Source organism: Pseudomonas guariconensis, from assembly GCF_040822035.1.
Classification (GTDB): Bacteria; Pseudomonadota; Gammaproteobacteria; order Pseudomonadales; family Pseudomonadaceae; genus Aquipseudomonas; species Aquipseudomonas guariconensis.
The window spans coordinates 5,233,047-5,258,690 of record NZ_CP162012.1; the positions used below are offsets into that span (position 1 = coordinate 5,233,047).

A 25,644-nucleotide genomic window follows, 5' to 3' on the forward strand; every position below is an offset into this window, starting at 1 on the left:
GAACCCGCTCCCACAGGTACAGCGCTGCCTGTAAGTACAGCGCTGTGTCTGTGAGAACGGGTTCACCCGCGAACAGGTCGCCACGCCCTGCGCAATCGCATCACTGCATCCGCAATCTGCGCTTCAGGCACCGCCGCGAACCCCAGCACCAATCCGGCGCGCTTATCCACAGGGACATTGCCGTCTTCGAGCCAGTAACTGCTCAGCGGGTTGACCTCCACCCCCACCGCCTCTGCCCTGGCCACCAACTCTTGCTCACGGGCAAGGTTATCCACAGCCACTTTCACATGCAGCCCAGCCGCCACTTCCGGCATGGCGCCCAGCCCTGGCACATCTTCCGGCCACCCGGCTTTCAGGACATTTCGCCGCGCCAGCGCTGCCTTGCGCATGCGCCGGATATGCCGTTGAAAGTGCCCCTGGGCCATGAATTGCGCCATTACGCACTGGGTGCCGACCTCCGAATGGCGCACCGCCAACGCCCGCCCCTGACTGAATGCCTCCACCAACGGTCGAGGCAGCACCAGATAGCCCAGGCGCAGGGCCGGGAAGGCGATCTTGCCGAACGTGCCCACGTACAGCACCCGTCCCTGCCGGTCCAAGGAGGCCAAGGGCGCCAGTGGCGCACCGCTGTAGCGATACTCCCCGTCGTAGTCGTCCTCGATGATCCAGCCATCCTGACGCTGTGCCCAATCCAGCAATGACAGGCGCCGGGCCAGGCTCATGGTGACGCCAGTGGGGTACTGGTGCGCCGGAGTCACATAGGCCATCCGGCAATCGGGAAGTTGCGCCAGCTGCGCGCAATCCAGCCCTTCATCGTCTACTGGCACACCCCTGACTTTCGCCCCCGCCAACGCAAAAGTGTGGCCGGCCGCCCGGTACCCTGGGTTTTCCACAGCCACTCCATCGCCCGGCTGCAACAGCAACTGTGCACAAAGGCTGATGGCCTGCTGGGCACCGCTGGTGATCACAATTTGTTCAGCGCCACACGACAACCCACGTGAGCGTCGCAGGTAGGCGGCGATGAGTTCGCGCAGTTGCGGTTCACCCGCCGGATCGCCATAGCCGAGCGATGAAGGATCGGGATTTCGCCAGAAACCCGCTTGCAGCCTGGCCCAGACCTCGAAGGGAAACAAATCGAACGCCGGCACACCGACGCGAAAAGCCCTCGGCGCACCAGCCTTGGGTGGTGGAAGATGGTTGTTTTTAAGCCGCTGCAAAGGCTCGCTGGAGCGCCCTGAACTGGATAAATCTTCAGTATCAGAAGGCAACAATGTGGATAACTCTGTTGATAACCCCTGGGATAACCCTGTGGATAGCTGTGTGGATAGTTTGGGCAGCTGGCTCACATAAGTCCCATCGCCAACCCGACTTTCAATGTAACCCTCGGCATACAGCTGGTCGTAGGCCCGCACCACGCTGTTGCGCGAGAGCGACAACATGGCCGCCAGGTCGCGGGTGGCGGGCAAACGCGTGCCACTGCCCAGGCGTCCATCCAGCACCCGCGCCCGCAATGCCTGGTACAGCTGCTGGCTGAGCCCGCGCCGGCGGTCGAGCACGATACCCGTGGGGTCGAAGGGCAGCGCGAGAGGACATTCGTTCATGGCATTGGACCTATGAAAACAGGCTGTATTGGCTCTTACAGAGCACCAATAGCCTGCCTAGGATGAAGCCATTGGACAAGGAATCTCGCATGTATAACGCCAAGCCCCACCAAGAACATGACCTCGCGCGCCTGCACCAGCAAATGTGCGACACCCGCCTCGCCGTTCTGGTCAGCCACGGCGAAAACGGCTTGCTCGCGACCCATCTACCCGTGCTGCTCGATACAGCTCAAGGCGAGTACGGCACTGTCTATGCTCACCTGGCCCGGGCCAACCCCCAATGGCAGGTCCTGGAGCAAGGCGGCGAAGCGTTGCTGGTTTTCCCAGGCGCAGATGCCTATGTCAGCCCGAGCTACTACCCGAGCAAGGCCGAAAACCCCAGGGTCGTGCCCACCTGGAATTACCTGGCCGTGCACGCCTATGGCGCGGTGCAAGTGATCCACGACGCCCCTCGCCTGCTGGAGATCGTCAGCCGCCTGAGCGATCGGCACGAACAAGACCGCGCCGAACCCTGGAAGGTGAGCGACGCACCCAGCGATTACATCGACGGCATGCTGCGCGCCATCGTCGGCCTGCGCATGCCCATCGCCCGCCTGCAAGGTGCGCGCAAGCTCAGCCAGAACCGCTCGGCGCAAGACATCGCCGGTGTACGTGACGGTCTGGGCAGCAGTTCCGATTACCTGGACAACCAACTCGCGGCGCAGATGCGCCCACTCTGAAGGAAAAGACCATGCCCAGCGTTACCCTGCGCCCAGTGAGCGCCAACGACCATGCCGCCTGGCTCGCCCTCTGGCACGCCTATCTGCGCTTCTACGAAACCGAATTGGCCAATGAAGTCAGCGCCAGCACCTGGCAGCGTTTGCTCGATGAGAACGAGCCCACCCACTCGGCGTTGGCCTGGGTCGATGGCAAAGCCGTGGGGATGGTCAATTGGATCTATCACCGCTCCAACTGGAGCATCGAGAATTCGTGCTACCTGCAAGACCTGTACGTCAACGCCGACCAGCGCGGCCTGGGCATTGGTCGCCAGCTGATCGAGCATGTCTACGCGACCGCCAAGGCAGCCGGCTGCATCAAGGTGCACTGGCTCACCCACGAGACCAACGCCACCGCCATCAGCCTGTACGAACAAGTCGCAGAGCGGCCGGGCTTCATTCAATTTCGCAAAGGCTTGTAGGCCCATGACAGACGCACTGAACTGGAAGCCCGCGGCAACGCCCAACGCCGAGCCCCTCGAAGGACGCTTCGTCCGCCTGGAAAAACTCGACCCGGCCCGCCACGGCAATGACCTTTGGGACGTGTTGCAGGGCCCTGGCTCGGACCCAGTGCTGTGGGACTACCTGCCCTATGGGCCTTTCAATGAGCGCGCCAGCTTCGACCGCTGGCTCGAAGGCAACGCCACCAGTCGCGACCCGCTGTTCTACAGCGTCATCGACCGCGCCACCGGCCAGGCCCAGGGCATCCTGAGCTACATGTCGATCGTCCCCGAACAGGGCCGCTTCGAGATCGGCCACATCGCCTTCGGCGCCGCCATGCAGCGCACCCCTCGCGGCACCGAGGCCGTCTACTTGCTGAGCCAGCTCGGCTTTGCCTTGGGCAACCGGCGCCTGGAGTGGAAGTGCAACAACGCCAATGCCCGCTCCAAACGCGCCGCCGAGCGCTTCGGCTTTGTCTTCGAAGGGGTGTTCCGCAAGCACATGGTGGTCAAGGATCACAACCGGGACACGGCCTGGTACTCGATCACCGATGATGAGTGGCCAAGCGTGGCGGCAGGCTTCGAGCGCTGGTTGAGCGAAGAGAACCAGCAGCCCGAGGGGCAAGTGAAGACCTTGGAAGCCTGCCGTAAAGGCTGAGAGTGCCGGCGGTACACCCACTCCCACGGGGATGCGTTATCCCTCTGGGAACGGGCCTGCTGGTGAAAGAGACCGACAAATTCAGCACAAAAAAAGGGGAGCATATCGCTCCCCATGAGGTAAACCGCTTGCTGTCGAAGGCTTGGATCAGCCTTCGATCTCGATCAGGATCTCGCCCGGCGTGACGCGATCACCCTTGGCCACGTGGATGGCAGTGACCTTGCCGGCAATTGGGGCCTGGACTTCGGTCTCCATCTTCATCGCTTCGGTGATCAGCACCGGTTGGCCGGCCTTGACGGTGTCACCTTCCTTGACCAACACATCGACGATGTTGCCCGGCATGGTGGTGCTCACGTGACCTGGGCCAGTGGCCTGCTTGCGCTTGCTGCCACCGCCGCTGACGAACTCGTTGAGCGGCTCGAATACCACCTCTTCCGGCATGCCATCGATGGACAGATAGAAGTGACGCTTGCCTTCGGCCTTGACGCCCACACCGGTGATATCGACGCGGTAAGTCTCGCCGTGCACGTCGATGACGAACTCGGTCGGTACACCTTCGCCGCCCGAGCCTGCCACGGCACCGGCTTCCGGAATCGGCAGCAGGGCTTCTGGAGTCAGGGTGCCGGCTTCACGCTCCTCGAGGAACTTGCGACCGATGTCCGGGAACATCGCGTAGGTCAGCACATCTTCCTCGCAGCGAGCCAGGTTGCCGATATCGGCACGCAGCTTGGCCATCTCCGGCTTGAGCAGGTCGGCCGGGCGCACGTCGATCACTTCTTCGCTGCCGATCGCCTGGCGACGCAGTTGTTCGTTGACCACACCCGGCGCCTTGCCATAGCCGCCTTGCAGGTAAAGCTTCACCTCGTTGGTGATGGTCTTGTAGCGCTCGCCGGCCAGCACGTTGAAGAAGGCCTGGGTGCCGACGATCTGCGAGGTCGGGGTCACCAGCGGCGGGTAGCCGAGGTCTTCACGTACGCGTGGGATCTCCGCCAGCACTTCGTTCATGCGGCTCAGGGCGCCTTGCTCCTTGAGCTGGTTGGCCAGGTTGGAAATCATGCCGCCTGGCACCTGGTTGACCTGCACGCGGGTGTCCACGGCGGTGAACTCGCTCTCGAACTGGTGGTACTTCTTGCGCACGGCATAGAAGTACAGACCGATTTCCTGCAGCAGTTCCAGATCCAGGCCGGTATCGAACTCGGTGCCCTTGAGCGCGGCGACCATCGACTCTGTCCCTGGGTGGCTGGTGCCCCAGGCGAAGCTGGAGATCGCGGTATCGATGTGGTCGGCACCGTTTTCCACGGCCTTGAGTTGGCACATGGCGGCCAGGCCAGCGGTATCGTGGGAGTGGATGAACACCGGCAGCGATTGTTCAGCTTTGAGCGCCTTGACCAGCTCGCCGGTGGCGAATGGGGTCAGCAGGCCGGCCATGTCCTTGATCGCGACCGAGTCGCAGCCCATGGCTTCCATCTGCTTGGCCTGGGCGACGAAGGCGTCGATGGTGTGCACGGGGCTGGTGGTGTAGGCGATGGTGCCCTGGGCGTGCTTGCCGGCAGCCTTGACCGCTTCGATGGCCACACGCAGGTTACGCACGTCGTTCATGGCGTCGAAGATACGGAACACGTCAATACCATTGACCGCGGCCTTGGCGACGAAGGCCTTGACCACGTCGTCGCTGTAGTGGCGGTAGCCCAGCAGGTTCTGGCCACGCAACAGCATCTGCAGGCGGGTGTTAGGCAGGGCGGCGCGCAGCTTGCGCAGACGCTCCCACGGGTCTTCCTTGAGGAAGCGCACGCAGGCGTCGAAGGTCGCGCCACCCCAGACTTCCAGAGACCAGTAGCCCACCTTGTCGAGCTTGTCGCAGATCGGCAGCATGTCTTCGGTGCGCATGCGGGTGGCCAGCAGGGACTGGTGGGCGTCGCGCAGGATTGTGTCGGTGACAAAGATTTTCTTGGACATTATTCGGTTCCTCACAGGCCTGCGTGTGCAGCAATGGCGGCGGCGATGGCCAGGGCCAGCTCTTCGGGTTTGCGCTTGATCGAGTAATTGGTCAGTTCCGGGTGGCTTTCCACGAAGCTGGTGTTGAACTGGCCGCTACGGAATTCCGGATTGCGCAGGATCTCCTGGTAATACGCGGCGGTGGTCTTCACGCCCTGCACACGCATGTCGTCCAGGGCCCGCAGGCCACGGTCCATGGCTTCTTCCCAGGTCAATGCCCAAACCACCAGTTTCAGGCACATGGAGTCATAGAACGGCGGAATGGTGTAGCCGGTGTAGATCGCGGTGTCGGTACGCACACCTGGGCCACCGGGCGCGTAATAACGGGTGATCTTGCCGAAGCTGGGCAGGAAGTTGTTCTTCGGGTCTTCGGCGTTGATGCGAAACTGCAACGCGTAGCCGCGGTGCTGGATGTCTTCCTGCTTGACCGACAGCGGCAGGCCCGAGGCGATGCGGATTTGCTCGCGCACGATGTCGATGCCGGTGATTTCTTCGGTGATGGTGTGTTCCACCTGCACGCGAGTGTTCATTTCCATGAAGTACACCTCGCCATCGGCGAGCAGGAACTCCACGGTACCGGCGTTCTCGTAGTTCACGGCCTTGGCCGCGCGGACCGCCAGGTCGCCGATGTAGGCGCGCTGTTCCGGGGTCAGCTGAGGGCTGGGGGCGATCTCGATGAGCTTCTGGTTGCGGCGCTGGATCGAGCAGTCGCGCTCGAACAGGTGCACCACGTTGCCGAAGCTGTCACCCAGGATCTGCGCCTCGATGTGCTTGGGGTTGACGATGCATTTTTCCAGGAACACTTCCGCCGAGCCGAAGGCCTTGGTGGCCTCGGAGATCACGCGGGGGAAAGCTTGCTCGAGCTCTTCGCGGCTGTTGCAGCGACGGATACCACGACCGCCACCACCCGAGGTGGCCTTGAGCATGACCGGGTAACCGATGCGATCACCTTCGGCCAGGGCTTCGTGGATGTCGGCGACGTTGCCTTCGGTACCGGGCGTTACCGGTACACCGGCCTGGATCATGGTGCGGCGCGCTTCAGTCTTGTCGCCCATGCGGCGAATGACGTCGGCGGCAGGGCCGATGAACTTGATGCCACGCTCTGCGCAGATTTCCGCGAGCTCGGCGTTTTCCGACAGGAAACCGTAACCTGGATGCAAGGCATCACAGCCGGTTTCCACGGCCAGGTTGACCAGCTTGCGCGGGTTCAGATAGCCGGCCAGGGGCTCGGCACCGATGCTGTAGGCCTCGTCGGCGCGCTTGACGTGCAAGGCATGACGGTCGGCGTCGGAATAGATCGCCACAGAGCGAATGCCCATCTCGGCGCACGCACGCACGATCCGAACTGCGATTTCACCCCGGTTGGCGATCAGGATTTTTTTTATCACTGGAGTCTTCCCAAAGCCGATGGAACACACGAGCCGGATTCCCCGGTCGGCGCGTGGCCAGAGGTTGCTGGCCAGTCGCAAACCAACCCTATCGCTGTAGGTTGATAAACAAAAATCAATATTTGTTAGGGTCGACATAAGCAAAAGCTTATAGTGCCGTAACAAGGTTTTGCGGGAGCCTGTGGAAAAATGCGTAAGTCATTGATGCGTATGACATTGCGTCAGTTGCAAATCTTTAACGAGGTATGCGATCTGCGCTCCTACAGCCGGGCGGCGGAAGAAATGGCATTGACGCAACCCGCCGTAAGTCTACAGATCCGCCAGCTCGAGGAGCTGATTGGCCAGCCGCTGTTCGAGTACGTGGGCAAGAAGCTCTACCTGACCGAAGCGGCCGAGGCCCTGCAGCGCGCCAGCCGGGACATCTTCGGTCGCCTGGAAAACCTCGACATGCAGCTCTCGGACATGCAGGGCTCACTGCAGGGCCAACTGAAACTTGCGATCGAATCCAGCGCCAAGTACTTCGTGCCCCACTTGTTCGCCGCGTTCAAGCAACGCCATCCAGAGGTCAACCTGACCCTGACGGTGGTCAATCGGGCACAGGCGATCCGCCGGCTTTCGGACAACCGCGACGACCTGATCATCATGTCGATGGTGCCCCAGGACATGGGGCTTGAGTTCATGCCGTTCCTGAACAACCCGATCGTGGCCGTGGCACCGCCGGACCATCCGCTGTGCAAGCTGGAGAAGCTGCGCCTGCAGGATCTCGAGCCTCATACCTTGCTGATTCGCGAGCAGGGTTCGGGCACCCGCAAGGCCTGCGAGGAATACTTCAAGGACAAACGCGTGCACTTCACTCAGACGCTGGAAGTCGCCTCGGCCGATGCCCAACGCGAGTGCGTGATCGCAGGCCTCGGCATCGCGCTGCTCACCCGCCATGCGCTGAACTTGGAGTTGGCCACCGGGGTGCTGAAAGAACTGCCGGTAGAGGAGTTGCCGCTGTATCGCAGTTGGTGCGTGGTGCAGTCCAAGGCCAAGCGGCAATCACCGGTGGCCTTGGCCTTTCTTGCATTCATACGTAATGAACGGGCGAAAATCAGCGGGCTTGTGGAGCGATTTTCGGGGAAGATGCCGCCGATACCTGCCAAACCGTGATGTCTCGCAGGTCGGGGTAGTCGGTAATGTCGCGCAGCAACTGACGCTGGTCGCAGTAGCTTTCGATCGCACGGCGGAACTCCATGCGGCGCTGGTCCTTTTCCTGCTGCTTGCGAGCTTTGGCGGTGGGTTGGAACGAACCGTCATGATCACGTGCCATTGCCTGTCTCCCAGTTAGGATGCGGGGAGCTTCAGGTTGGCCTTGCAGGTTTACGGTTTGGCTGTGGATTGGTGACAAAACCGTGAAATTTGCTTTGCCTGTTCTGGCCCCTGCATCGGCAGCAGGCTCAGTCGTCGGTCGCCTTGATCGACTTGGGTGACAGTCGCAGGCTACGCAAACTGCGTTTCACGCTCTTGAGGTGATTCACCAGGCTCGGTCCGCGGGCCATGGCCACGCCCATGGCCAGTACGTCGATCACTACAAGGTGAGCGATGCGCGAAGTCAGCGGGGTGTAGATCTCGGTGTCTTCGTGCACGTCGATGGCCAGGTTGACAGTGGACAATTCGGCCAACGGCGTCTGGCTCGGGCAAAGGGTGATCAGGTTGGCGCCGCTTTCACGCACCAGATTGGCGGTGATCAACAGATCCTTGGAGCGACCCGACTGGGAAATGCACACCGCTACATCGCCAGGTTTGAGGGTCACCGCCGACATGGCTTGCATGTGCGGGTCGGAGTACGCCGCAGCGCTGAGCAATAGGCGGAAGAACTTGTGCTGGGCATCGGCGGCCACCGCGCCGGAGGCACCGAAACCATAGAACTCCACGCGCTGGGCCTGGGCCATGGCGGTCACCGCCTGCTGCAGAGCCTGGGGATTGAGGTGCTCACGCACTTCCATCAGGGTGTGCAGGGTGGTATCGAAGATCTTCAGGCTATAGTCGGCGACCGAGTCATCTTCATGGATTGCGAACTGACCGAAACTGGCGCCTGCAGCCAGGCTCTGGGCCAGCTTGAGCTTGAGATCCTGGAAGCCCGAACAGCCGATCGCGCGGCAGAAACGCACGATGGTCGGCTCGCTGATGCCCACGCTGTGGGCAAGGTCGGCCATCGAACTGTGCATGACGGCAGCCGGATCTAGCAGCACATGGTCGGCCACTTTCAGTTCCGATTTGCGCAGCAAATGGCGCGATTGGGCGATATGTTGCAACAGATTCACAGGCTGGACTCGGTTATGATCGGCTGGCCGGGATGTAGCTTTCTTGTAGTTATACTACATGACCAGCGACCCGCCCAGCTAAACCAATGTGGAGAGTGGTGGTTTTGACTATTCCTTGCGACATCCTGGTCTTCGGCGGTACGGGCGATCTGGCCCTGCACAAACTACTGCCGGCGCTCTACCACCTGTACCGCGAGGCCCGCCTGCACAATGCCGTGAGGATCATCGCCCTGGCGCGGCGCAACCTGCCCCGGGATGAATACCTCAAGCTCGCCGAACGCAATTGCAGGGCGCAGATCGCCCGGCAGGATTTCGACGAAGAGGTCTGGCGACGTTTTTGCGCACGTCTGGACTACTTCGCCATGGATGCCTCGCAAAGCGCTGATTTCGTTCGCCTGGCACGCTACCTGGGCGAGCCTGGCGGCTTGGCGCGCATCTACTACCTGGCGACCGCACCCAACCTGTTCGTGCCCATCGCCAACCATTTGCGCATCGCAGGCCTTGCCGACAGCGAGGCGCGTATCGTGCTGGAAAAACCCATCGGCCACTCCCTTGAGTCAGCCACGGCCATCAACGAAGCGATCGGCGCGGTGTTCGACGAGTCCCAGGTGTTTCGCATCGATCACTACTTGGGCAAGGAGACCGTGCAGAACCTCATGGCGCTACGTTTTGCCAACGCCCTGCTGGAACCGGTCTGGCGCAATGGCCACGTCGACCACGTGCAGATCAGCGTCTGCGAGACACTGGGCGTGGAGAACCGCGGCGCCTACTACGACCGCGCAGGCGCAACCCGTGACATGCTGCAGAACCACCTGCTTCAGCTTCTGTGCCTGGTGGCCATGGAGCCGCCGGCGCAGTTCGAAGCCGAAGCGGTGCGTGACGAGAAAGTGAAGATCCTGCGTGCCCTCAAGCCGATCACCGGTCAGGATGTGCAGGACAAGACCGTGCGCGGGCAATACGGCGCCGGCCGGATCGGCGGCCAGGAAGTGCCGGCCTACTACTTCGAAAAGGACGTGGACAATGACAGCGACACCGAGACCTTCGTCGCGGTCCAGGCGCACATCGATAACTGGCGCTGGGCTGGCGTGCCCTTCTACTTGCGTACCGGCAAACGCATGGCACGACGCTCCTCGCAGATCGTCATCCAGTTCAAACCGGTGCCCCATGAGCTATTCAGTGGCGGGCAGGTCAACCAGTTGCTGATCCAGCTGCAACCCGATGAACGCATCAGCCTGCGCATGATGACCAAGAGCCCGGGCAAAGGCATGCGTCTGGAGCCGGTGGAGCTGGACCTGAACCTGGCTCAAGTGTTCGGCCAGACCCGTCGCTGGGAAGCCTACGAGCGGCTGCTGCTGGATGTGCTCGCGGGCGATTCGACCTTGTTCATGCGTCGCGATGAGGTCGAAGCCGCCTGGGCCTGGATCGATCCGATCCTGCAAGGCTGGGAAGAGCACTTCCAGGCGCCTCGCCCCTACCCTGCCGGCAGCAACGGCCCGGAGCAGGCCAACAGCCTGCTGGCCCATCAGGGCCGGCATTGGCACAGCTGAAATCGATCAGCTCATCAGGATGCTCGGGGATTTATCCAGCAAAGCCTTGAACGCCTGGGCATCCAGCGGCCTGCTGATCAGATACCCCTGCGCCTCGTCACACCCGTGATCATGCAGGAAGGCAAGCTGCTCCTGGGTTTCCACCCCTTCAGCCACGACCTTCAAGCCCAGACTCTTGGCCATGGCGATGATCGCGCGGATGATCGCCGCATCCTGGCTGCCCTCCTGCAGACCGCGAATGAACGCCTGGTCGATCTTCACGTAGTCCACCGGGAAGCGCTTGAGATAGCTCAGCGAGGAGTAGCCGGTACCGAAGTCGTCGATCGCCAATTTGACCCCCAGCTGGTGCAATTGCTGGAACGTCGAGATGATGTGCTCGACGCTGTCCAGCAATTGGCTCTCGGTCAGTTCCAGCTCCAGCAACTGCGGCGCAAGGCCTGTTTCCGCCAGCACCTGACGCACCAGGCTGACGATCTTGCCTTGGCGTAGTTGATAGCCGGAGAGGTTCACCGAAACCCGCACGCTCATGCCCTGACGCCGCCATTCAAAAGCCTGCCAGCACGCTTCGCGCAGCACGAACTCGCCCATCGGCCCGATCAGTCCGGTTTCTTCGGCAAGGCCGATGAAGTCGCCCGGCGGCACCATGCCCCACTGCGGATGCTGCCAGCGCACCAACGCTTCGGCGGCGAGCAGGCGGCCGCTGCGCAGGCAAAGCTTGGGTTGGTAGTAGACCAGCAATTGGCCTTCGTCGATGGCTTTGCGCAAGTGGTTTTCCAGCTGCAGGCGCTCCAGGGTGCTGGCGCGCAGGCTTTCGGTATAGAACTGGAAGTTGTCGCCGCCCAGATGCTTGGCATGCTGCTTGGCCATGTCCGCCTGGCTGAGCAATGCGTTGAGGTCGAAACTGGGGTCCGACAACACGCTGATGCCGACCGAGGCACTGATCACCAGCTCATGCCCACCCAGACGTTGCGGGACGCGCAGCTTGTCGAGCAGGCGGGTCGTCACTCGCACCAGGCTGGAAAGGTTGCTGTAGCCATCGAACAGCACGACGAACTCATCGCCAGACAAGCGCGCGACAGTGTCTGCTTCAGGTACCGCATTGGCGATGCGCAGGGCCATTTTCTTCAACAGCTGGTCGGCCAGTTCGTGGCCCAAGCTTTCGTTGAGCAGCTTGAAGCGGTCCAAGTCGATGTGCAGCAACGCCAGGCTGCGCCCGTTCACCCGAACCCGTTGCCCGGCCTCATGCAAACGCAGGCGGAACAGGGCGCGGTTGGCCAGCCCGGTGAGGTCGTCGTAGTGGGCCAGGTAGCGCAGGCGCTCCTCCGACTCCCGTCGGGCCGACAGGTCGGTGAAGAAGCCTACGATATTGCTGATGTTGCCCCGCGCGTCACGCACGCCATTGAGCTGCAACCACTGGGGGTACAGTTCGCCGTTGCGTCGCGCCTCGACCAGCTCGCCCTGCCAGCGCCCCTGCTGCTCCAGCGCCTGACCGATCGCCTGGCTGTGACGCCGGGCGTCCCGGCTGCAGGGCAACTCCAGGGCATTGCGCTGCAATAGCTCTTCCCGGTCGAAGCCAGTGATTTGGCAAAAGGCCTGGTTGACGGCCAGCAGTTGGAAGCCCGCATCCAGGATCGCGATCCCTTCACTGGCCGCTTCGAACACCGTGGCCGCCAGACGCTGCTGTTCTTCCTGCTCCTTTTGCGCGGTGATGTCACGCCGTGTGCCGAGCATGCGCAGGACTCGGCCGTCGGCAGCGTGTTCCACGGCACGGCCTCGGTCTTCGATCCAGCGCCAATTCCCCTGGGTATGCCGGATGCGGTATTCGACCCGGTAGTCCTCGGTACGGCCTTTGAGGTGTTCGACCAATGTCCTGCGCAGCAACGGCAGATCGTCCGGGTGCAGGCGCGGCTTTAGGTCGGCGCGGACCGAGCGGACCTGCTCCGGGTCCAGGCCGAACAAGGCGTACAGCTGCGTGTGATGCACTTCGTCGGTGAGCAGGTTCCAATCCCACAACCCCAACTCGCTGGCCTGAAGCGCCAGGGCCAGGCGCTGCTCGCTCTTGCCCAGGGCCTGGTTGGCCAGGTCCAGCTCATGGCTGCGTTGAAGCACTCGCTGCTCGAGCCCAGCCTGGGCCTGGCGCAGTTGGTCTTCGGCATGACGACGCTGCCGCACCTCGACCAGCAACGCCTGGTTCAGTTGCTCACCACGGTGCTGGGCGCTCTGCAGGTGTTCGATCAGCGCCTGGTTCTGGAAACGGCGCAACAGGCTGCGCTCGAGCAAGCGGTTAACCTGCCAGGCCACCACCATCAGCGCCCCCAGCAGGATCAGGCCGAGCCAGCCCCAGCCGCGCTGCGCACCGGCATCGAAGTAGAACAGGAACACAATGGGCGGCAACAGGCAGGGCAAGGCGAAACTGAGAAACGCCGGCAGGCTCACGGCATAGGCGACACTGGCCGACAACGCCGCCGCCCCCAACAGTCCGAACACCCAGGCCTGCTGCACGAAATCGTCCACCGGCACCAAGGCGATCGCCGCACAGGCCAAGGTCAGGCCGCTGAAGGCCGAGCCGGACAGGAACATGTGCTGCCAGGACGCCTTGGCTTGACGCGCTGGCGTGGCCGCATCGAAGGCCGCGACCTGGATCACCCGCAGGGCCACCAGCGCCAACAGCCAGGCCAGCCATACACTGACCAGCAGATAGCGCTCAGGGCTCCACAACAGCCAGGCGCACAGCAGGCCGTTGATCAGCATCAGCAGGGTGGGCAGCAATGAGCCCTGATAGAGAAGACGGGTACGCTCGATGCAGAGCTGGGTCGCAAATTGCCTGCGCACACTCCTTGCCGTCTCCGGCGATGCTCCGATCGCCGCGAAATCCTGGGTCATAGGGTCGTGTTCTTGTTGTGTTCTTGTATTGGCAGACCGCAAAAGTGCAGCGAGCATACACAAGCCATGGCCTGGGCCAAACTGCTCTACGTCATGTTTTCAAAAATACCGGCGGCCGTTTACTCAGACCGCTCAAGAACAGGCCTCTGCCCAGGCCGCCGATGAACGGCCTGGCACCGCCTGCAAGATTTCTCCGGGGGCCGTTTGCCCTGCCCCCTGTGCGGCCCTAGAATGGCCGGATGCGCAATGATGACCTCTCCCTCCTGCTGAACTCCCTCAACGATGCCCAACGCCAGGCCGTAGCGGCCCCGCTGGGGCGTCAATTGGTGCTGGCCGGTGCTGGCTCGGGCAAGACCCGCGTGCTGGTGCACCGTATCGCCTGGCTGATCCAGGTCGAACAGGCCTCCCCCCACTCTATCCTGTCGGTGACCTTCACCAACAAGGCGGCGGCCGAAATGCGCCAGCGGATCGAGCAACTGCTGGGCATCAATCCGGCCGGCATGTGGGTGGGGACCTTCCACGGCCTGGCGCACCGCCTGCTGCGCGCTCACTGGCAGGAAGCTCGGCTGGTGCAGAATTTCCAGATTCTGGACAGCGATGATCAGCAGCGCCTGATCAAGCGGGTGATCCGCGAGCTCGGCCTCGACGAGCAGCGCTGGCCCGCCCGCCAAGCCCAATGGTTCATCAACGGCCAGAAGGACGAAGGTCTGCGTCCACAGCATATCCAGGCCGGTGGCGATCTATTCCTGGGCACCATGCGCAGCATCTACGAGGCCTACGAACAGGCCTGCGAACGCGCTGGGGTCATCGACTTTTCCGAATTGCTGCTTCGCGCCCTGGACCTGTGGCGCGACCACCCTGGACTGCTCGAACACTACCAGCGGCGCTTCCGCCACCTGCTGGTGGACGAGTTCCAAGATACCAACGCCGTGCAGTACGCCTGGCTGCGCCTGCTTGCCGCAGGCGGCAGCAGCCTCATGGCGGTGGGGGACGACGACCAGTCGATCTACGGCTGGCGCGGCGCCAAGATCGAGAACATCCATCAGTACACCGCTGACTTCCCCGACGCCGAGCTGATTCGCCTTGAGCAGAACTACCGCTCCACCGGCGGTATCCTCAAGGCGGCCAACGCCCTGATCGCCAACAACAGCGGGCGCCTGGGCAAAGAGCTGTGGACCGACATGGGCGAAGGCGAGCCGCTGACCCTCTATGCCGCCTACAACGAGCATGACGAAGCGCGCTATGTGGTGGAGACCATCGAGAGCTTCATCAAGCAGGGCAATGCCCGCAGCGACGTGGCCATCCTGTACCGCTCCAACGCCCAGTCGCGGGTGCTCGAAGAAGCCTTGCTGCGCGAACGCATTCCCTATCGGATCTACGGTGGCCAACGCTTCTTCGAGCGCGCCGAGATCAAGAACGCCATGGCCTACCTGCGCCTGCTCGAAGGCCGCGGCAACGACGCCGCGCTGGAGCGGGTAATCAACGTGCCACCGCGCGGCATCGGCGAAAAGACCGTCGAGGCGATCCGCGAACATGCCCGGCACAGCCAGTTGTCGATGTGGGAGGCCATGTGCCAGCTGTTGGCGGCCAAGGCCCTCAAAGGCCGCGCCGCCAGTGCCTTGGGCGCGTTCATCGAATTGATCGAAAACCTCGCAGCCAAGGTCCTGGAAATGCCCTTGCACCTGATGACCCAGACTGTCATCGAGCAGTCCGGCCTGATCCTCTATCACCAGGAAGAAAAAGGCGAAAAGGGCCAGGCTCGGGTAGAAAACCTTGAGGAACTGGTCAGCGCGGCGCGCAACTTCGAGACCAGCGAGGACGACGCCGACCTATCGCCGCTCTCCGCCTTCCTCGGCCACGCCTCCCTGGAGGCCGGCGATGCCCAAGCCGACGAGCACGAGGACAGCATCCAGCTGATGACGCTGCACAGCGCTAAGGGATTAGAGTTCCCCTATGTGTTCCTGGTCGGCATGGAAGAAGGCCTGTTCCCCCACAAGATGAGCCTGGAAGAACCCGGCCGTCTGGAAGAAGAACGCCGACTGGCCTATGTGGGCATCACCCGGGCCATGCGCCAGCTGATCATGACCTACGCCGAAACCCGCCGTCTGTATGGAAGCGAGACCTATAACAAAGTGTCACGTTTCGTACGGGAAATTCCGGCAGGCCTGGTTCAAGAGGTGCGCTTGTCCAACTCGGTCAGCCGTCCCTTCGGTGGCAGCCAGAGCCAAGCGAGCAGCCTGTTCGCCAATGCCAGCATCCCACAGACCGCGTTCAACCTTGGCCAGCGCGTGCAACACGCAGTGTTTGGCGAAGGCGTGATCCTCAACTTCGAAGGCTCTGGTGCCCAGGCACGGGTGCAGGTCAACTTCGCCGAGGGCAGCAAGTGGTTGATGCTGGGGTATGCCAAGCTGGAAGCGATCTGAGGCCCGCTGGCACTGATCCCGTGCGAGTAGGGCCTACCGCAGGCTTCGCCAGCTCCCCTGGTTCAGTGCTGCCGCCTCCTACAGATCTTGACGAATGGTCCTATCCAGCAATCAGTCTTGCCTCAGACCATTCAGGCAAAAGCTGGAAACATTATGGCGCTGGTCATGTCTCCTACAACATGTGCAACATGACGCGCGTGCAATCCACCCACAGGGGATATCCCATCTATGCAACGTTTTCTTAGCATCGTACTGGCGCTGTGCGTCGGCCTGACGCTGAGCCTGGATGCCAACGCCAAGCGTTTCGGCGGCGGCAAGAGCTCGGGCTCCGCGCCTATCCACCAGACCCGCCAGGCTGCGCCAACCACACCTGCCGCCGCGCCAACCGCTCCTGGCCGTGCACCGGCCGCCGCCAGCGGTGCTTCGCGCTGGCTGGGCCCACTGGCCGGTATCGCCGCCGGTGGTCTGCTGGCCTCCATGTTCATGGGCGACGGCTTCCAGGGCATGCAGATCTTCGACTTCCTGATCATGGGCCTGATCGCCTTCCTGGTGTTCCGCTTTATCGCCGCCCGCCGCCGCCAGCAGCAGCCGCAGATGGCCGGTGCCGGCCATGCGCCCTACCAGCGTGAAACCCATGCCCAGCCAGCCCAACCGTCGGTCTTCGGTGGCGCTTCGGCCGCTGCTGGCGCACCGGTCATCAACGCTCCGGCCTGGTTCAACGAGCAAAGCTTCCTGTCCGCTGCCCGCACGCACTTCATGTCGCTGCAGCAGCACTGGGATGCCAACGAAATGGACAAGATCGCCGAATTCGTCACCCCGCAGATGCTCGAGTTCCTCAAGCGCGAGCGTGCCGACCTGGGTGATGGCTTCCAGTCCACCTACATCGACAACCTCGATGTGCAGCTCGAAGGTGTCGACGATCGTGCCGACAAGACCGTCGCCACCCTGACCTTCCATGGTGTATCGAAGACCTCGCGCTTCGACCAGGGTGAAGCATTCAGCGAAAGCTGGCACATGGAGCGCGCCCAGGGCGAAAACCAGCCTTGGCTGCTCGCCGGTATCCGCCAGAACGGCTGATCTACCGCGTTGCACTCAAAACCCCGGGCTTGCCCGGGGTTTTTGCTTTTGGCACAGCGGGCTACTAGGGTATAAACCGCAGCGTTGTCATCAAGGCCAGAGGATGTAAGCCGTGGAAGAAGTGATCGATCAGCTCCGTGAAGCCAATGAACCCGTGCCGGTGCCACTGGAATTGCCGGACGAGGACCTGTTGGTAGAAATCGAGGAAGAGTTGCTGATCAACATGCCGTTCGGCCTGCGTGAGTTCCTGCTGACGGTCAGCGACGTGGTGTACGGCAGCCTGGAGCCGGTGACCGTCACCGATCCCCAGTCCCACACCTACCTGCCAGACGTTGCCGCCAACGCCTGGGATGCTGGCGTGCCACGCGACCTGGTCCCGCTGTGCCAGGATGGGGACAACTACTACTGTGTCGAGGAAGACGGCACCGTGGTGCTGTGGGACGCCGAGGAAGAAGCGATCAGCGAAGATAACTGGGAAACCGTCTGGCACTGGGTCCGGGACGTCTGGCTGGAAAGCTGAACCGTACTTCCCGCAAAGCTCGTGCACCTCGGTGCGATGTAATTTCTTGCGCCAGGAGATGGCTCATAGCCACCACCCAACGTAGAATCGCCAGGCGTTCTGCGCCTGGCGGCGGCGTTACCGTTCCATCCCCTCGGACTGCGACGTCGCCTTGCGCAGAGAGCACAAACGCTCAATGGGTTTGATCCCGGTTGTTTTCCAGCGTTTCCAGCAAGGCGATTTGCATGCGGGTATGCACCCGGATGAACCATCGCCACAGCAAGGCCACCACCACCGCTGCCACGATTGCGATGACCAGCAGCAACTCGTTGGTCGGCAGGATGCTCGCCGAAAGCGCCGACAGCAGCAGGAAGATCACCAGCAGCGACAGCAACGGAATCACCTCGGCAATTACCCGACGGACACGTTGAGTGTGCCGTCCGGCCATCTCCGGCTTCACGCTCATCTCCGCCAACAGCATCGATAGCGCCTTGAGCTTGCGATAGGCGGCAATCAGGAAAGGCAGCGACAACAACAAGGCGGCCCCCCAGATCAGCGCCTTCTGCTGGCTGACATCGCTGACCCATTCGCTCAACCAGTTGCCAATGCGCGCGGCAAAGTAACCACCGCTAAAGAAAATCGCGATGACCAGCGCCAGGTTGACGCCCACCTGCATCAGGATACGCCGGATCATCGCCGCGACCATCGCACCCTCGCCGTGGGGCTGAATGCTGCGCAGCCACTCCCCGTATAACGACAGCACCCGCGCCAGGCGTCCGGGCACCACCTTGCCAAGCTTGAGCGAGAGCGGATCGGCAGCGCGAATCAGATAAGGCGTGAGCAAAGTGGTGATGGCCGACACGGCCACAGCCACCGGATAAAGAAAATCGCTGGTGACCTGCAAGGTCATGCCCAAGGCAGCGATGATGAAGGAAAACTCGCCAATCTGTGAAAGCCCCATGCCAACACGCAGCGAAGTGCGTCCATCATTGCCGGCGATGAATGCCCCCATGCCGCACGACAGCATTTTGCCCAGCACCACCGCCAGGGTGATCACTGCGATCGGCCAGGCGTAGTCGAGCAACACGCGCGGGTCGATCATCAGGCCGATAGCAACGAAGAAGATGGCGCTGAACAGGTCGCGTACGGGCTCGATCAGACGCTCGATCTTCAGCAACTGCCGGGATTCGGCCATGATCGCGCCGATCAGGAACGCGCCCAGGACCATGCTGTATTCGAGCTTGACCACCAACAGACAAAAACCGAAGCACAGCCCCAGTACAGTGATCAGGAGCATCTCGTTGCTTTCGAACCTCGCCACATAGGCCAACAGCCTTGGCACCAGCAGGATGCCGATCACCAGTGCAACGATCATGAACAGCGACAATTTGCCGACCGTGGAAAACACTTCGCCGGAACTGACCGTGCCGCTGACGGCGATACCCGACAACAGGGCGATGATCCCGATGCCAAGGATATCCTCGACGATCAGCACGCCGAAGATCAGCTGGGCAAAGCGCTCGTTCTTCATCTTCAGGTCATTGAGCGCCTTGACGATGATGGTGGTCGAGGAGATCGCCAGGATCGCCCCCAGGAACAGCGAGTCCATGGTGCTCCAGCCGAACCAGCGGCCGATCTCGAAACCGATCCAGATCATCAGGACGATTTCCAGGAAGGCCGCGATGAACGCAGTGGCGCCGACCTTGAACAGCTTGCGCAGGCTGAATTCCAGGCCCAGGCAGAACATCAGGAAGATCACCCCCAGCTCAGCCAGGGTCTTGATGGTGTCCTCATCGTGGATCAGGCCAAAGGGTGGTGTGTGAGGCCCAATGATGAAGCCTGCGACGATGTAGCCCAGCACCACCGGCTGCTTGAAACGGTGGAAGAGAATGGTAACCACCCCGGCGACCAGCATGATCACGGCCAAATCCTGGATGAAACTGATGGCATGCATGGCGAGGTACTCCTTTTCTCGTTGCTCGGGCAGACCGCTCCTCTGCCAAGGCAAACCCAAGCGAGCAGCACGTACATACTGTGTTCAAAGCAGGAAAGCCCATGTTGCATGGGCTCGCTCAGGTTAACATCGCGCCTTCGCATGAATAGCCGATGCAATATGTAGAAACAGATCGGCGATTTTGCTGCCAGAGATGGCACGATCCGCGTGACGGAAGCACGTCAGGCGACGTCCCGTACCAGGATGGGGAAACCCTATGAGGGGGAAACAGAAGTGTCCGCAGATACCAGCCCCGTTTCAGCGCAACCAACCCGTGAGCACACTATGGAACCTGGAAACGCCCAGCTGACGATGACCGTCCTGATGACCCCGGACATGGCCAACTTTTCCGGCAACGTCCATGGCGGCACCCTGCTCAAGTACCTCGACGAGGTGGCCTATGCCTGCGCCAGCCGCTATGCCGGCACCTATGTGGTCACCCTGTCGGTGGACCAGGTGATCTTCCGAGAGCCTGTACATGTCGGCGAACTGGTGACCTTCCTCGCCTCGGTCAACTACACCGGCAATACGTCCATGGAAGTGGGCATCAAGGTCGTGACCGAAAACATCCGCGAGCGCTCCGTGCGGCACTCCAACAGCTGTTTCTTCACCATGGTTGCGGTCGACGACAATCGCCGTCCGGTGCAGGTCCCGCCACGCCAGCCCCAGAGCAGCGAAGAGAAGCGGCGTTTCCTGCAGGGCCAGCAGCGCCGACAGATCCGCCAGGAACTGGAACAGCGCTACCAGAACCTCAAGACCGATTCGATCTAGACGTCGAGCAACCGGCAGGGCTGCACAGCGGCCCTGTCATGGGCCTAGATCGCCAACCGCTGCGCCTCGAAGCGCACACGCGGATGGGCGATGCGGTCTTGGGCCCTGATCGGTTGCAGCTCGTAGCTCGCGCAGGCCTGGGTCTCCAGCAGCACTTCATGCACGGCCGCAGCGGTGAACTCGAACGCCTGGACCCAGCTGTCCCCGAGCAACACGCGGGCCAAGAACAGGCCGGAGGTCAAGTCACCCACCCCTACCGGCTGACGTGGGAAGGCCAGCAATGGTCGGCGCAGATGCCAGCTGTGTTCTCGGGTCACCAGCAGCATTTCAAAGGCGTCCTCGGCGCGCCCCGGATAGGACAGATGCTTGACCAGTACCACCTGGGGACCGCGCTCAAGCAGGCCGCGCGCCATGGCCACGCAATCATCCAGGGACTCGGCCCGACGACCACAGAAGCTGTCCAGTTCAAGCTGGTTGGGGCACAGGATATCCGCCACTGAGGCGGCTTCCTCCAAGAGAAACTCACTGACTTCGACCGGCACGATGCAGCCTTTTTCCGCATGCCCCATGACCGGATCGCACAAGTACAACGCCTTGGGGTTCACCGCCTTGATCCGCTGGACACCCGCCAGGATCGCCCGGCCCTGCTCGGCGCTGCCCAGGTAACCGGAAAGCACCGCGTCGCAATGGCCCAGCTCGCCGATGTTGGAAATGCCTTCCACCAGCGCAGGAATTTGCGCCGGAGCGAGCACTTCACCGGCCCACTGTCCATACTGGGTATGGTTGGAGAACTGCACGGTGTTCAGCGGCCAGACATTGACCCCGACCCGCTGCATGGGAAACACCGCAGCGCTGTTTCCGGCGTGGCCGAAGACCACGTGGGACTGGATAGCAAGCAGATGCGGTGTACGTTTCATGTGGGAAATTCCAAAGCTGTTTCAGTAGATGTGCGCCGCGCAGTATGAACCCGTTTGCCACCTGTACGACAGGCCAGGGACACAGTTAAGCTGGATCTACCGTTTTGGAGCATATGCAAATGTTGACCCTGGAGAACCTCTTCGTCCTGATGGTACTGGCGACCGCCGGTGCCTGGTTGTGGCACAACCATGGGCTGCGCGAAAAGGCCCTTGAACGGGTCAAGCAGCATTGCACCAAGCTTGACCTTCAACTGCTCGACGATAACGTCGCCCTCAAGCGCATCGCCTTCGTGCGCGATGCCAATGGCCGCAAGCGCCTGGCGCGTGTCTATGGGTTCGAGTTCACCGTGACCGGCGAGCAACGCCACCCTGGGACAGTGACGCAGTTCGGTGCCCACACCCTGCAGATCGAACTGGCACCCTATCCATTTGAAATCAAGGTTCCGCCGAAGGCAGACAACGTCATCGAGATGCAGCAGTGGCGCCAGGAACATAACCGCTGGCGCAACTGATCAGGTCTCCAGGCGGCAAGCGACCAAGGCTTCCTGGAGGGTGTCCAGCAGCTGCGGCTGATCGAAGATCAACTCCAGACGTGAATCCTTGCGCCATTCGCTCGGCTGCCAAGCCAGTGCCTCGCCTTCCAGGCCATTGAAGGACTGCCAGCCGGCGTCGCTGTGGATAACACCTTTTGCGCGGCGCCACGGCCAGCTTTCAAGCATTGCGAGCAAACGCGTCGCGTCGAAACGCTGCGAGGGGTGCCAGCGCCAGCCAACACTCCAGCCACCCTCGCCTTGCTGGGCGAGACAGATTGGCTGGCGAGGATCTGTCCACAGGGCGCCAGCAGGGTTCGAAGGGGTCTCCCTGGGTAGTTTGTCCACAGCCTCGAGAGGGCTCGTTGTGCCAGACGTGACGGGCAAAAGGTCCACCGACAATCGCCCATGATCGGTCCAAAGCCTCGGCAACTCGGGGAACTGTGCAGTTATCAACAGGCGCTGGGTTTCATCCAAAGCCCCAGCCTTGTTGAAAACCAGCAATGCAGCCTCGGGCAAGGCTTGCCGTTGCGCGTCAGGCAGCGGTTCACCACGGGTCAGAGCCTGTGCGTCCAGCACCATCACCAACGGCTGTACGGCCAGTACACCCACCCAGGGCGCCTGACCCAACTGGGCCAGCAAAGACTGAGGATGGCCCAGACCGGACGGCTCGATGAACACCCGATCAGGCCGAGCCTTGCGCAACAAGCGGCCCAAGCCGACCTGGAACGGCATGCCATTGACGCAGCACAGGCAGCCGCCGGCCACCTCGCCAATAGCGATGCCATTCTCGTCCCGACTCAGCAGCGCCGCATCCAGGCCAATCTGCCCAAACTCGTTGACCAATACGGCCCAGCGCTCCCCTAACGGGCGCTGAGCCAACAGCTGATGTATCAGGCTGGTCTTGCCGGCGCCCAATGGGCCTGCGATCACGTGGGTCGGGATGTTCTGGAGCATGGGCCATACCTTGGAAATAGCCTCCAACTATGCGCCCTCGTTGCTACCAGTCAAGCCGCCAAAAGTTATCCACACCCTCACGCTGCTTCGTCATACCAAGGCCCGAACGGATCGGGAAGACGCAGCCATGCCATCTCCCCTTGCGCCCATTCCTCGTCGGTCAGCAGACATGCATCCAGTTCTGTGGATAGCTGTGCGAAGTCGATATTCTGACCAATGAACACCAATTCCTGCCGGCAATCGCCACATTCTTGCGTCCACTGCTTGAGGATCGCCTGGGTGCTCTCGGAGTCCTGCGGCCATTGCTCCTGCGGTACAAAGCGCCACCAGCGACCGGCGAACCCATGGCGCATCATGCCGCCTGCCTGGGACCAGCTGCCCGCCTCCTGGAACTTGCTGGCCAGCCAGAAGAACCCCTTCGAACGTAGCAACCTGCCGTTGCTCCAGGGCTTGTGGATAAAATCGTGGAAGCGTTGCGGATGCAACGGGCGACGGGCCTGCCACGTCCCTGCGGCGATCCCGTACTCTTGCGTTTCCGGCACGTGCTCGCCACGCATCTCCTGCAACCAGCCAGGTGCTTGGGCCGCTTGCTCGAAGTCAAAAAGGCCAGTATCGAGAATACGTGCCAGCGGCACCTGGCCCATGACCATCGGCACGATCTGCGCCCGTGCGTTGAGGCTGCGCAGGATGGCCGTGAGTTCGTCTCGCTCATGCTGGCTGACCAAGTCGATCTTGCTCAGCAGCAGTATGTCGGCGAACTCCACCTGTTCGATCAACAGATCGCTGATAGATCGCTCGTCGTTTTCACCCAAAGATTCACCGCGGCTGGCCAGGCTGTCGGCTGCCTGGTAGTCACGCAGAAAATTGAGCGCATCGACCACCGTGACCATGGTGTCCAGGCGTGCCATGTCCGACAGGCTTCGACCCTGTTCGTCACGGAAGGTGAACGTCTCGGCGACCGGCAACGGTTCGGAAATGCCGGTGGACTCGATCAGCAGGTAATCGAAACGACCCTCGCTCGCCAGCCGCGCGACCTCCTCGAGCAAATCTTCCCTCAGCGTGCAGCAGATGCAGCCATTGCTCATCTCCACCAACTTTTCTTCCGCCCGGTTCAGGCTGACATTGCGCTGCACCTCGCTCGCATCGATGTTGATATCGCTCATGTCGTTGACGATCACGGCGACGCGCAGGTCTTCGCGATTGCGCAGCACATGGTTGAGCAAAGTGCTTTTGCCCGCTCCCAAAAAGCCGGAAAGCACAGTTACAGGTAAACGGTTAGGCATTGGTCGTACCTCGACAGGCAAGCGCATTCGAAACGATGCATTGCGCATTGTTATAATATAACAATAGAATTTCGCCAAGCCGCGTTTGTCGATCCTTGCCAGAGAACCCATGATGACCAGCTTGACGCTTCCCGACATCGCCACACAGTCCCTCCCCGAGGCCGTCCCCCTGGAGTGGGTTGGTATGTGTGGAATCGCCGTGCCGTTGCAATTTGAAGGACGCACCCTCAATGCCCAAGCCGACGCGGGCGTCAATCTCGAAGACGGCGCCGCCCGAGGCATCCACATGTCGCGGCTTTACTTGGCGTTGGAAGCCTTGGAAAACACCGAGCTCAGTCCGCTGCTACTCCGTCGGCTGCTGGCGAGTTTCCTCGATACCCACGTCGGGCTCTCTTCAAAGGCGCAGGTGAGTTTGCGCTTCGAGCATTTGCTGAAAAGACCTGCCTTGGTCAGCCCCTTGGCTGGCTGGAAAAGCTATCCCGTCTCCTTGGATGCTACGACGGACAATGAAATGTTCCACGTGGAACTCTCGGTGGTAATTCCTTACTCCTCCACCTGCCCCTGCTCCGCAGCGCTCGCCCGACAGCTGATTCAGCAGCAGTTCCTCAAGGACTTTCCAAAACAGGTACCCGATCAATCGACCTTACTGGAATGGCTCGGCAGCAATCAGGGCATCGTCGCCACGCCCCATAGTCAGCGCAGCGAGGCCCAGGTCCGAGTACGACTGCGAGAGAACCTGCAGCACTTGCCGCTCTCCGAGTTGATCGACACGCTGGAGCGTGCCTTGGGTACGGCGGTACAAACAGCGGTAAAGCGCGCAGACGAACAGGCGTTCGCCTTGGCCAATGGACAGAACCTGATGTTCTGTGAGGATGCCGCCAGGCGTTTGCACCAGGCGCTGAGGCAAGTGCGGTGGGTAGAGGGGTTCAGCCTGCGGGTGGAACATGCAGAGAGTCTGCATGCCCACGACGCAGTGGCGATCAGTCGCTATCGGTTTTGAAGCCTCAACTGCGAGGTTTCACCGAACCGCAGTCGTTGCCCAGCCAGACCGCCTTGGTGTTCATGCTGCCCTGCTGCTGAACGCCTGAAGCGTTGAACGTGCCACTGACCTGAGTATGAAACTCCCGGTCACTGAGGAAGGTCGCCTGCCCAGTACCTTGGGCACGAGGACAACTGAATTGGAATTTCCACACGTTGCCTGTGCGATCGGTGATCTTCTGAGTACAGCCGGACTGAGGGTCCTGCAGGGGAATGTCATTGGTCCGGACCTGCTCCGGCGTCAGGCACGAGCGCACGCCCTTACCACTCACGGTAATGCCCTGCTTGGCCAGCATGCCTTCCATCATGGCGCGTTGCTCAGGTGGCAGGTTCTTCAATTGCCCGAGCATGAACTCCATGTCCGGTAATGGCTTGCCATCGACCTGCATATTGCTGGTGGTCAGCTCCCACAAGCCCGGTTGCAACATCTGCGCATGTACCAGTGGTGCGCTCAGGCCCAAGGCCAGCGCCAGCAGTGGCAGACGAATCTTCATGGATCAATGCTCCTCGATAGTACGGCCTCTGCCGATTGAGCCTTAGACGTCATTTCCGCTTCCGGGTTGCAAGGCGGGACAGGAACATG

At 61.6% G+C, this 25,644-nt stretch carries 22 protein-coding genes; 11 read left to right on the forward strand and 11 right to left on the reverse strand.

Going from position 1 to position 25,644, the window contains the following annotated elements:
• Positions 1–62 precede the first annotated feature (62 nt).
• On the reverse strand, positions 63–1,601 hold the full coding sequence (locus AB1N67_RS24355) for a PLP-dependent aminotransferase family protein (protein ID WP_367863455.1): 1,539 nt from the start codon (positions 1,599–1,601) through the stop codon (positions 63–65).
• A gap of 89 nt (positions 1,602–1,690) precedes the next feature.
• Here AB1N67_RS24355 and AB1N67_RS24360 point away from each other — a divergent pair, with 89 nt between their 5' ends.
• The 3 genes from AB1N67_RS24360 to AB1N67_RS24370 are packed head-to-tail and all read left to right on the forward strand — an operon-like array spanning position 1,691 to position 3,454.
• Positions 1,691–2,320 carry an FMN-binding negative transcriptional regulator gene (locus tag AB1N67_RS24360; RefSeq protein WP_367863456.1) on the forward strand — a complete coding sequence of 210 codons (630 nt, stop codon included), beginning with the start codon at positions 1,691–1,693 and terminating at the stop codon, positions 2,318–2,320.
• Positions 2,321–2,331: 11 nt separating this feature from the next.
• On the forward strand, positions 2,332–2,778 hold the full coding sequence (locus AB1N67_RS24365) for an N-acetyltransferase family protein (RefSeq protein WP_367863457.1): 447 nt from the start codon (positions 2,332–2,334) through the stop codon (positions 2,776–2,778).
• A 4-nt stretch (positions 2,779–2,782) separates the two neighbouring features.
• Entirely contained in the window at positions 2,783–3,454 is a 672-nt protein-coding gene (locus AB1N67_RS24370) for a GNAT family N-acetyltransferase (RefSeq protein ID WP_182816794.1), read from the forward strand.
• A 147-nt stretch (positions 3,455–3,601) separates the two neighbouring features.
• Here AB1N67_RS24370 and oadA read toward each other — a convergent pair whose 3' ends face one another.
• Both oadA and AB1N67_RS24380 read right to left on the reverse strand, forming a co-directional pair.
• A complete protein-coding gene (gene oadA, locus AB1N67_RS24375) occupies positions 3,602–5,410 on the reverse strand; it encodes a sodium-extruding oxaloacetate decarboxylase subunit alpha (RefSeq protein ID WP_043209967.1) in 1,809 nt (602 codons plus the stop codon).
• An 11-nt stretch (positions 5,411–5,421) separates the two neighbouring features.
• Positions 5,422–6,837 carry an acetyl-CoA carboxylase biotin carboxylase subunit gene (locus tag AB1N67_RS24380; protein WP_070093419.1) on the reverse strand — a complete coding sequence of 472 codons (1,416 nt, stop codon included), beginning with the start codon at positions 6,835–6,837 and terminating at the stop codon, positions 5,422–5,424.
• A 189-nt stretch (positions 6,838–7,026) separates the two neighbouring features.
• Here AB1N67_RS24380 and AB1N67_RS24385 point away from each other — a divergent pair, with 189 nt between their 5' ends.
• Positions 7,027–7,989 carry a LysR family transcriptional regulator gene (locus AB1N67_RS24385; RefSeq protein WP_043209969.1) on the forward strand — a complete coding sequence of 321 codons (963 nt, stop codon included), beginning with the start codon at positions 7,027–7,029 and terminating at the stop codon, positions 7,987–7,989.
• Here AB1N67_RS24385 and AB1N67_RS24390 read toward each other — a convergent pair.
• Both AB1N67_RS24390 and hexR read right to left on the reverse strand, forming a co-directional pair.
• Entirely contained in the window at positions 7,931–8,149 is a 219-nt protein-coding gene (locus AB1N67_RS24390; RefSeq protein ID WP_080642090.1) for a PA3496 family putative envelope integrity protein, read from the reverse strand. The two genes, AB1N67_RS24385 and AB1N67_RS24390, sit on opposite strands and share 59 nt — an antisense overlap.
• Positions 8,150–8,276: 127 nt before the next feature.
• Positions 8,277–9,143, reverse strand: coding sequence for a transcriptional regulator HexR (hexR, locus tag AB1N67_RS24395; protein ID WP_043209971.1), 867 nt, complete (start codon positions 9,141–9,143; stop codon positions 8,277–8,279).
• Positions 9,144–9,247: 104 nt separating this feature from the next.
• Here hexR and zwf point away from each other — a divergent pair, with 104 nt between their 5' ends.
• On the forward strand, positions 9,248–10,690 hold the full coding sequence (zwf, locus tag AB1N67_RS24400; protein ID WP_182942030.1) for a glucose-6-phosphate dehydrogenase: 1,443 nt from the start codon (positions 9,248–9,250) through the stop codon (positions 10,688–10,690).
• A gap of 6 nt (positions 10,691–10,696) precedes the next feature.
• On the opposite strand, the gene AB1N67_RS24405 is transcribed toward zwf, so the two are convergent.
• Complete coding sequence (locus AB1N67_RS24405) at positions 10,697–13,573, reverse strand: bifunctional diguanylate cyclase/phosphodiesterase (protein WP_043209976.1); 2,877 nt, start codon at positions 13,571–13,573, stop codon at positions 10,697–10,699.
• A gap of 239 nt (positions 13,574–13,812) precedes the next feature.
• On the opposite strand from AB1N67_RS24405, the gene uvrD reads away from it, so the two are divergent.
• The 3 genes from uvrD to AB1N67_RS24420 all read left to right on the forward strand — a co-directional run bounded on the left by uvrD (position 13,813) and on the right by AB1N67_RS24420 (position 17,593).
• Positions 13,813–15,996, forward strand: a complete 2,184-nt coding sequence (gene uvrD / locus AB1N67_RS24410) for a DNA helicase II (protein WP_043209978.1) — start codon at positions 13,813–13,815, stop codon at positions 15,994–15,996.
• A 228-nt stretch (positions 15,997–16,224) separates the two neighbouring features.
• Positions 16,225–17,073 (forward strand): Tim44 domain-containing protein, encoded by an 849-nt coding sequence (locus AB1N67_RS24415; RefSeq protein WP_090344154.1) that lies wholly within the window; start codon positions 16,225–16,227, stop codon positions 17,071–17,073.
• Between the two features lie 112 nt (positions 17,074–17,185).
• Entirely contained in the window at positions 17,186–17,593 is a 408-nt protein-coding gene (locus AB1N67_RS24420) for an SMI1/KNR4 family protein (protein WP_043209983.1), read from the forward strand.
• Between the two features lie 172 nt (positions 17,594–17,765).
• Here the strand turns inward: AB1N67_RS24420 and AB1N67_RS24425 are convergent, their stop codons facing one another.
• Positions 17,766–19,526: a cation:proton antiporter gene (locus AB1N67_RS24425; protein ID WP_043209985.1), complete on the reverse strand. Its 1,761-nt coding sequence runs from the start codon at positions 19,524–19,526 to the stop codon at positions 17,766–17,768.
• Between the two features lie 324 nt (positions 19,527–19,850).
• Between AB1N67_RS24425 and AB1N67_RS24430 the strand changes: the two genes are divergently transcribed.
• The gene (locus tag AB1N67_RS24430; RefSeq protein ID WP_043209987.1) at positions 19,851–20,336 is read left to right on the forward strand and encodes an acyl-CoA thioesterase; all 486 of its coding nucleotides are present in this window, start codon (positions 19,851–19,853) and stop codon (positions 20,334–20,336) included.
• A 44-nt stretch (positions 20,337–20,380) separates the two neighbouring features.
• Here AB1N67_RS24430 and pdxY read toward each other — a convergent pair whose 3' ends face one another.
• On the reverse strand, positions 20,381–21,253 hold the full coding sequence (gene pdxY / locus AB1N67_RS24435; RefSeq protein ID WP_070572228.1) for a pyridoxal kinase PdxY: 873 nt from the start codon (positions 21,251–21,253) through the stop codon (positions 20,381–20,383).
• A gap of 119 nt (positions 21,254–21,372) precedes the next feature.
• On the opposite strand from pdxY, the gene AB1N67_RS24440 reads away from it, so the two are divergent.
• A complete protein-coding gene (locus AB1N67_RS24440; protein ID WP_043209992.1) occupies positions 21,373–21,765 on the forward strand; it encodes a DUF3301 domain-containing protein in 393 nt (130 codons plus the stop codon).
• Here the strand turns inward: AB1N67_RS24440 and AB1N67_RS24445 are convergent, their stop codons facing one another.
• Both AB1N67_RS24445 and zigA read right to left on the reverse strand, forming a co-directional pair.
• A complete protein-coding gene (locus tag AB1N67_RS24445; RefSeq protein WP_367863458.1) occupies positions 21,766–22,740 on the reverse strand; it encodes a GTP-binding protein in 975 nt (324 codons plus the stop codon).
• Between the two features lie 77 nt (positions 22,741–22,817).
• Positions 22,818–24,023 carry a zinc metallochaperone GTPase ZigA gene (zigA, locus tag AB1N67_RS24450; protein WP_043209996.1) on the reverse strand — a complete coding sequence of 402 codons (1,206 nt, stop codon included), beginning with the start codon at positions 24,021–24,023 and terminating at the stop codon, positions 22,818–22,820.
• A 112-nt stretch (positions 24,024–24,135) separates the two neighbouring features.
• Here zigA and folE2 point away from each other — a divergent pair, with 112 nt between their 5' ends.
• Positions 24,136–25,023 carry a GTP cyclohydrolase FolE2 gene (folE2, locus tag AB1N67_RS24455; protein WP_367863884.1) on the forward strand — a complete coding sequence of 296 codons (888 nt, stop codon included), beginning with the start codon at positions 24,136–24,138 and terminating at the stop codon, positions 25,021–25,023.
• A 4-nt stretch (positions 25,024–25,027) separates the two neighbouring features.
• Here folE2 and AB1N67_RS24460 read toward each other — a convergent pair whose 3' ends face one another.
• Positions 25,028–25,555, reverse strand: a complete 528-nt coding sequence (locus AB1N67_RS24460; RefSeq protein WP_367863459.1) for a DUF3617 domain-containing protein — start codon at positions 25,553–25,555, stop codon at positions 25,028–25,030.
• Between the last annotated feature and the right edge of the window lie 89 nt (positions 25,556–25,644).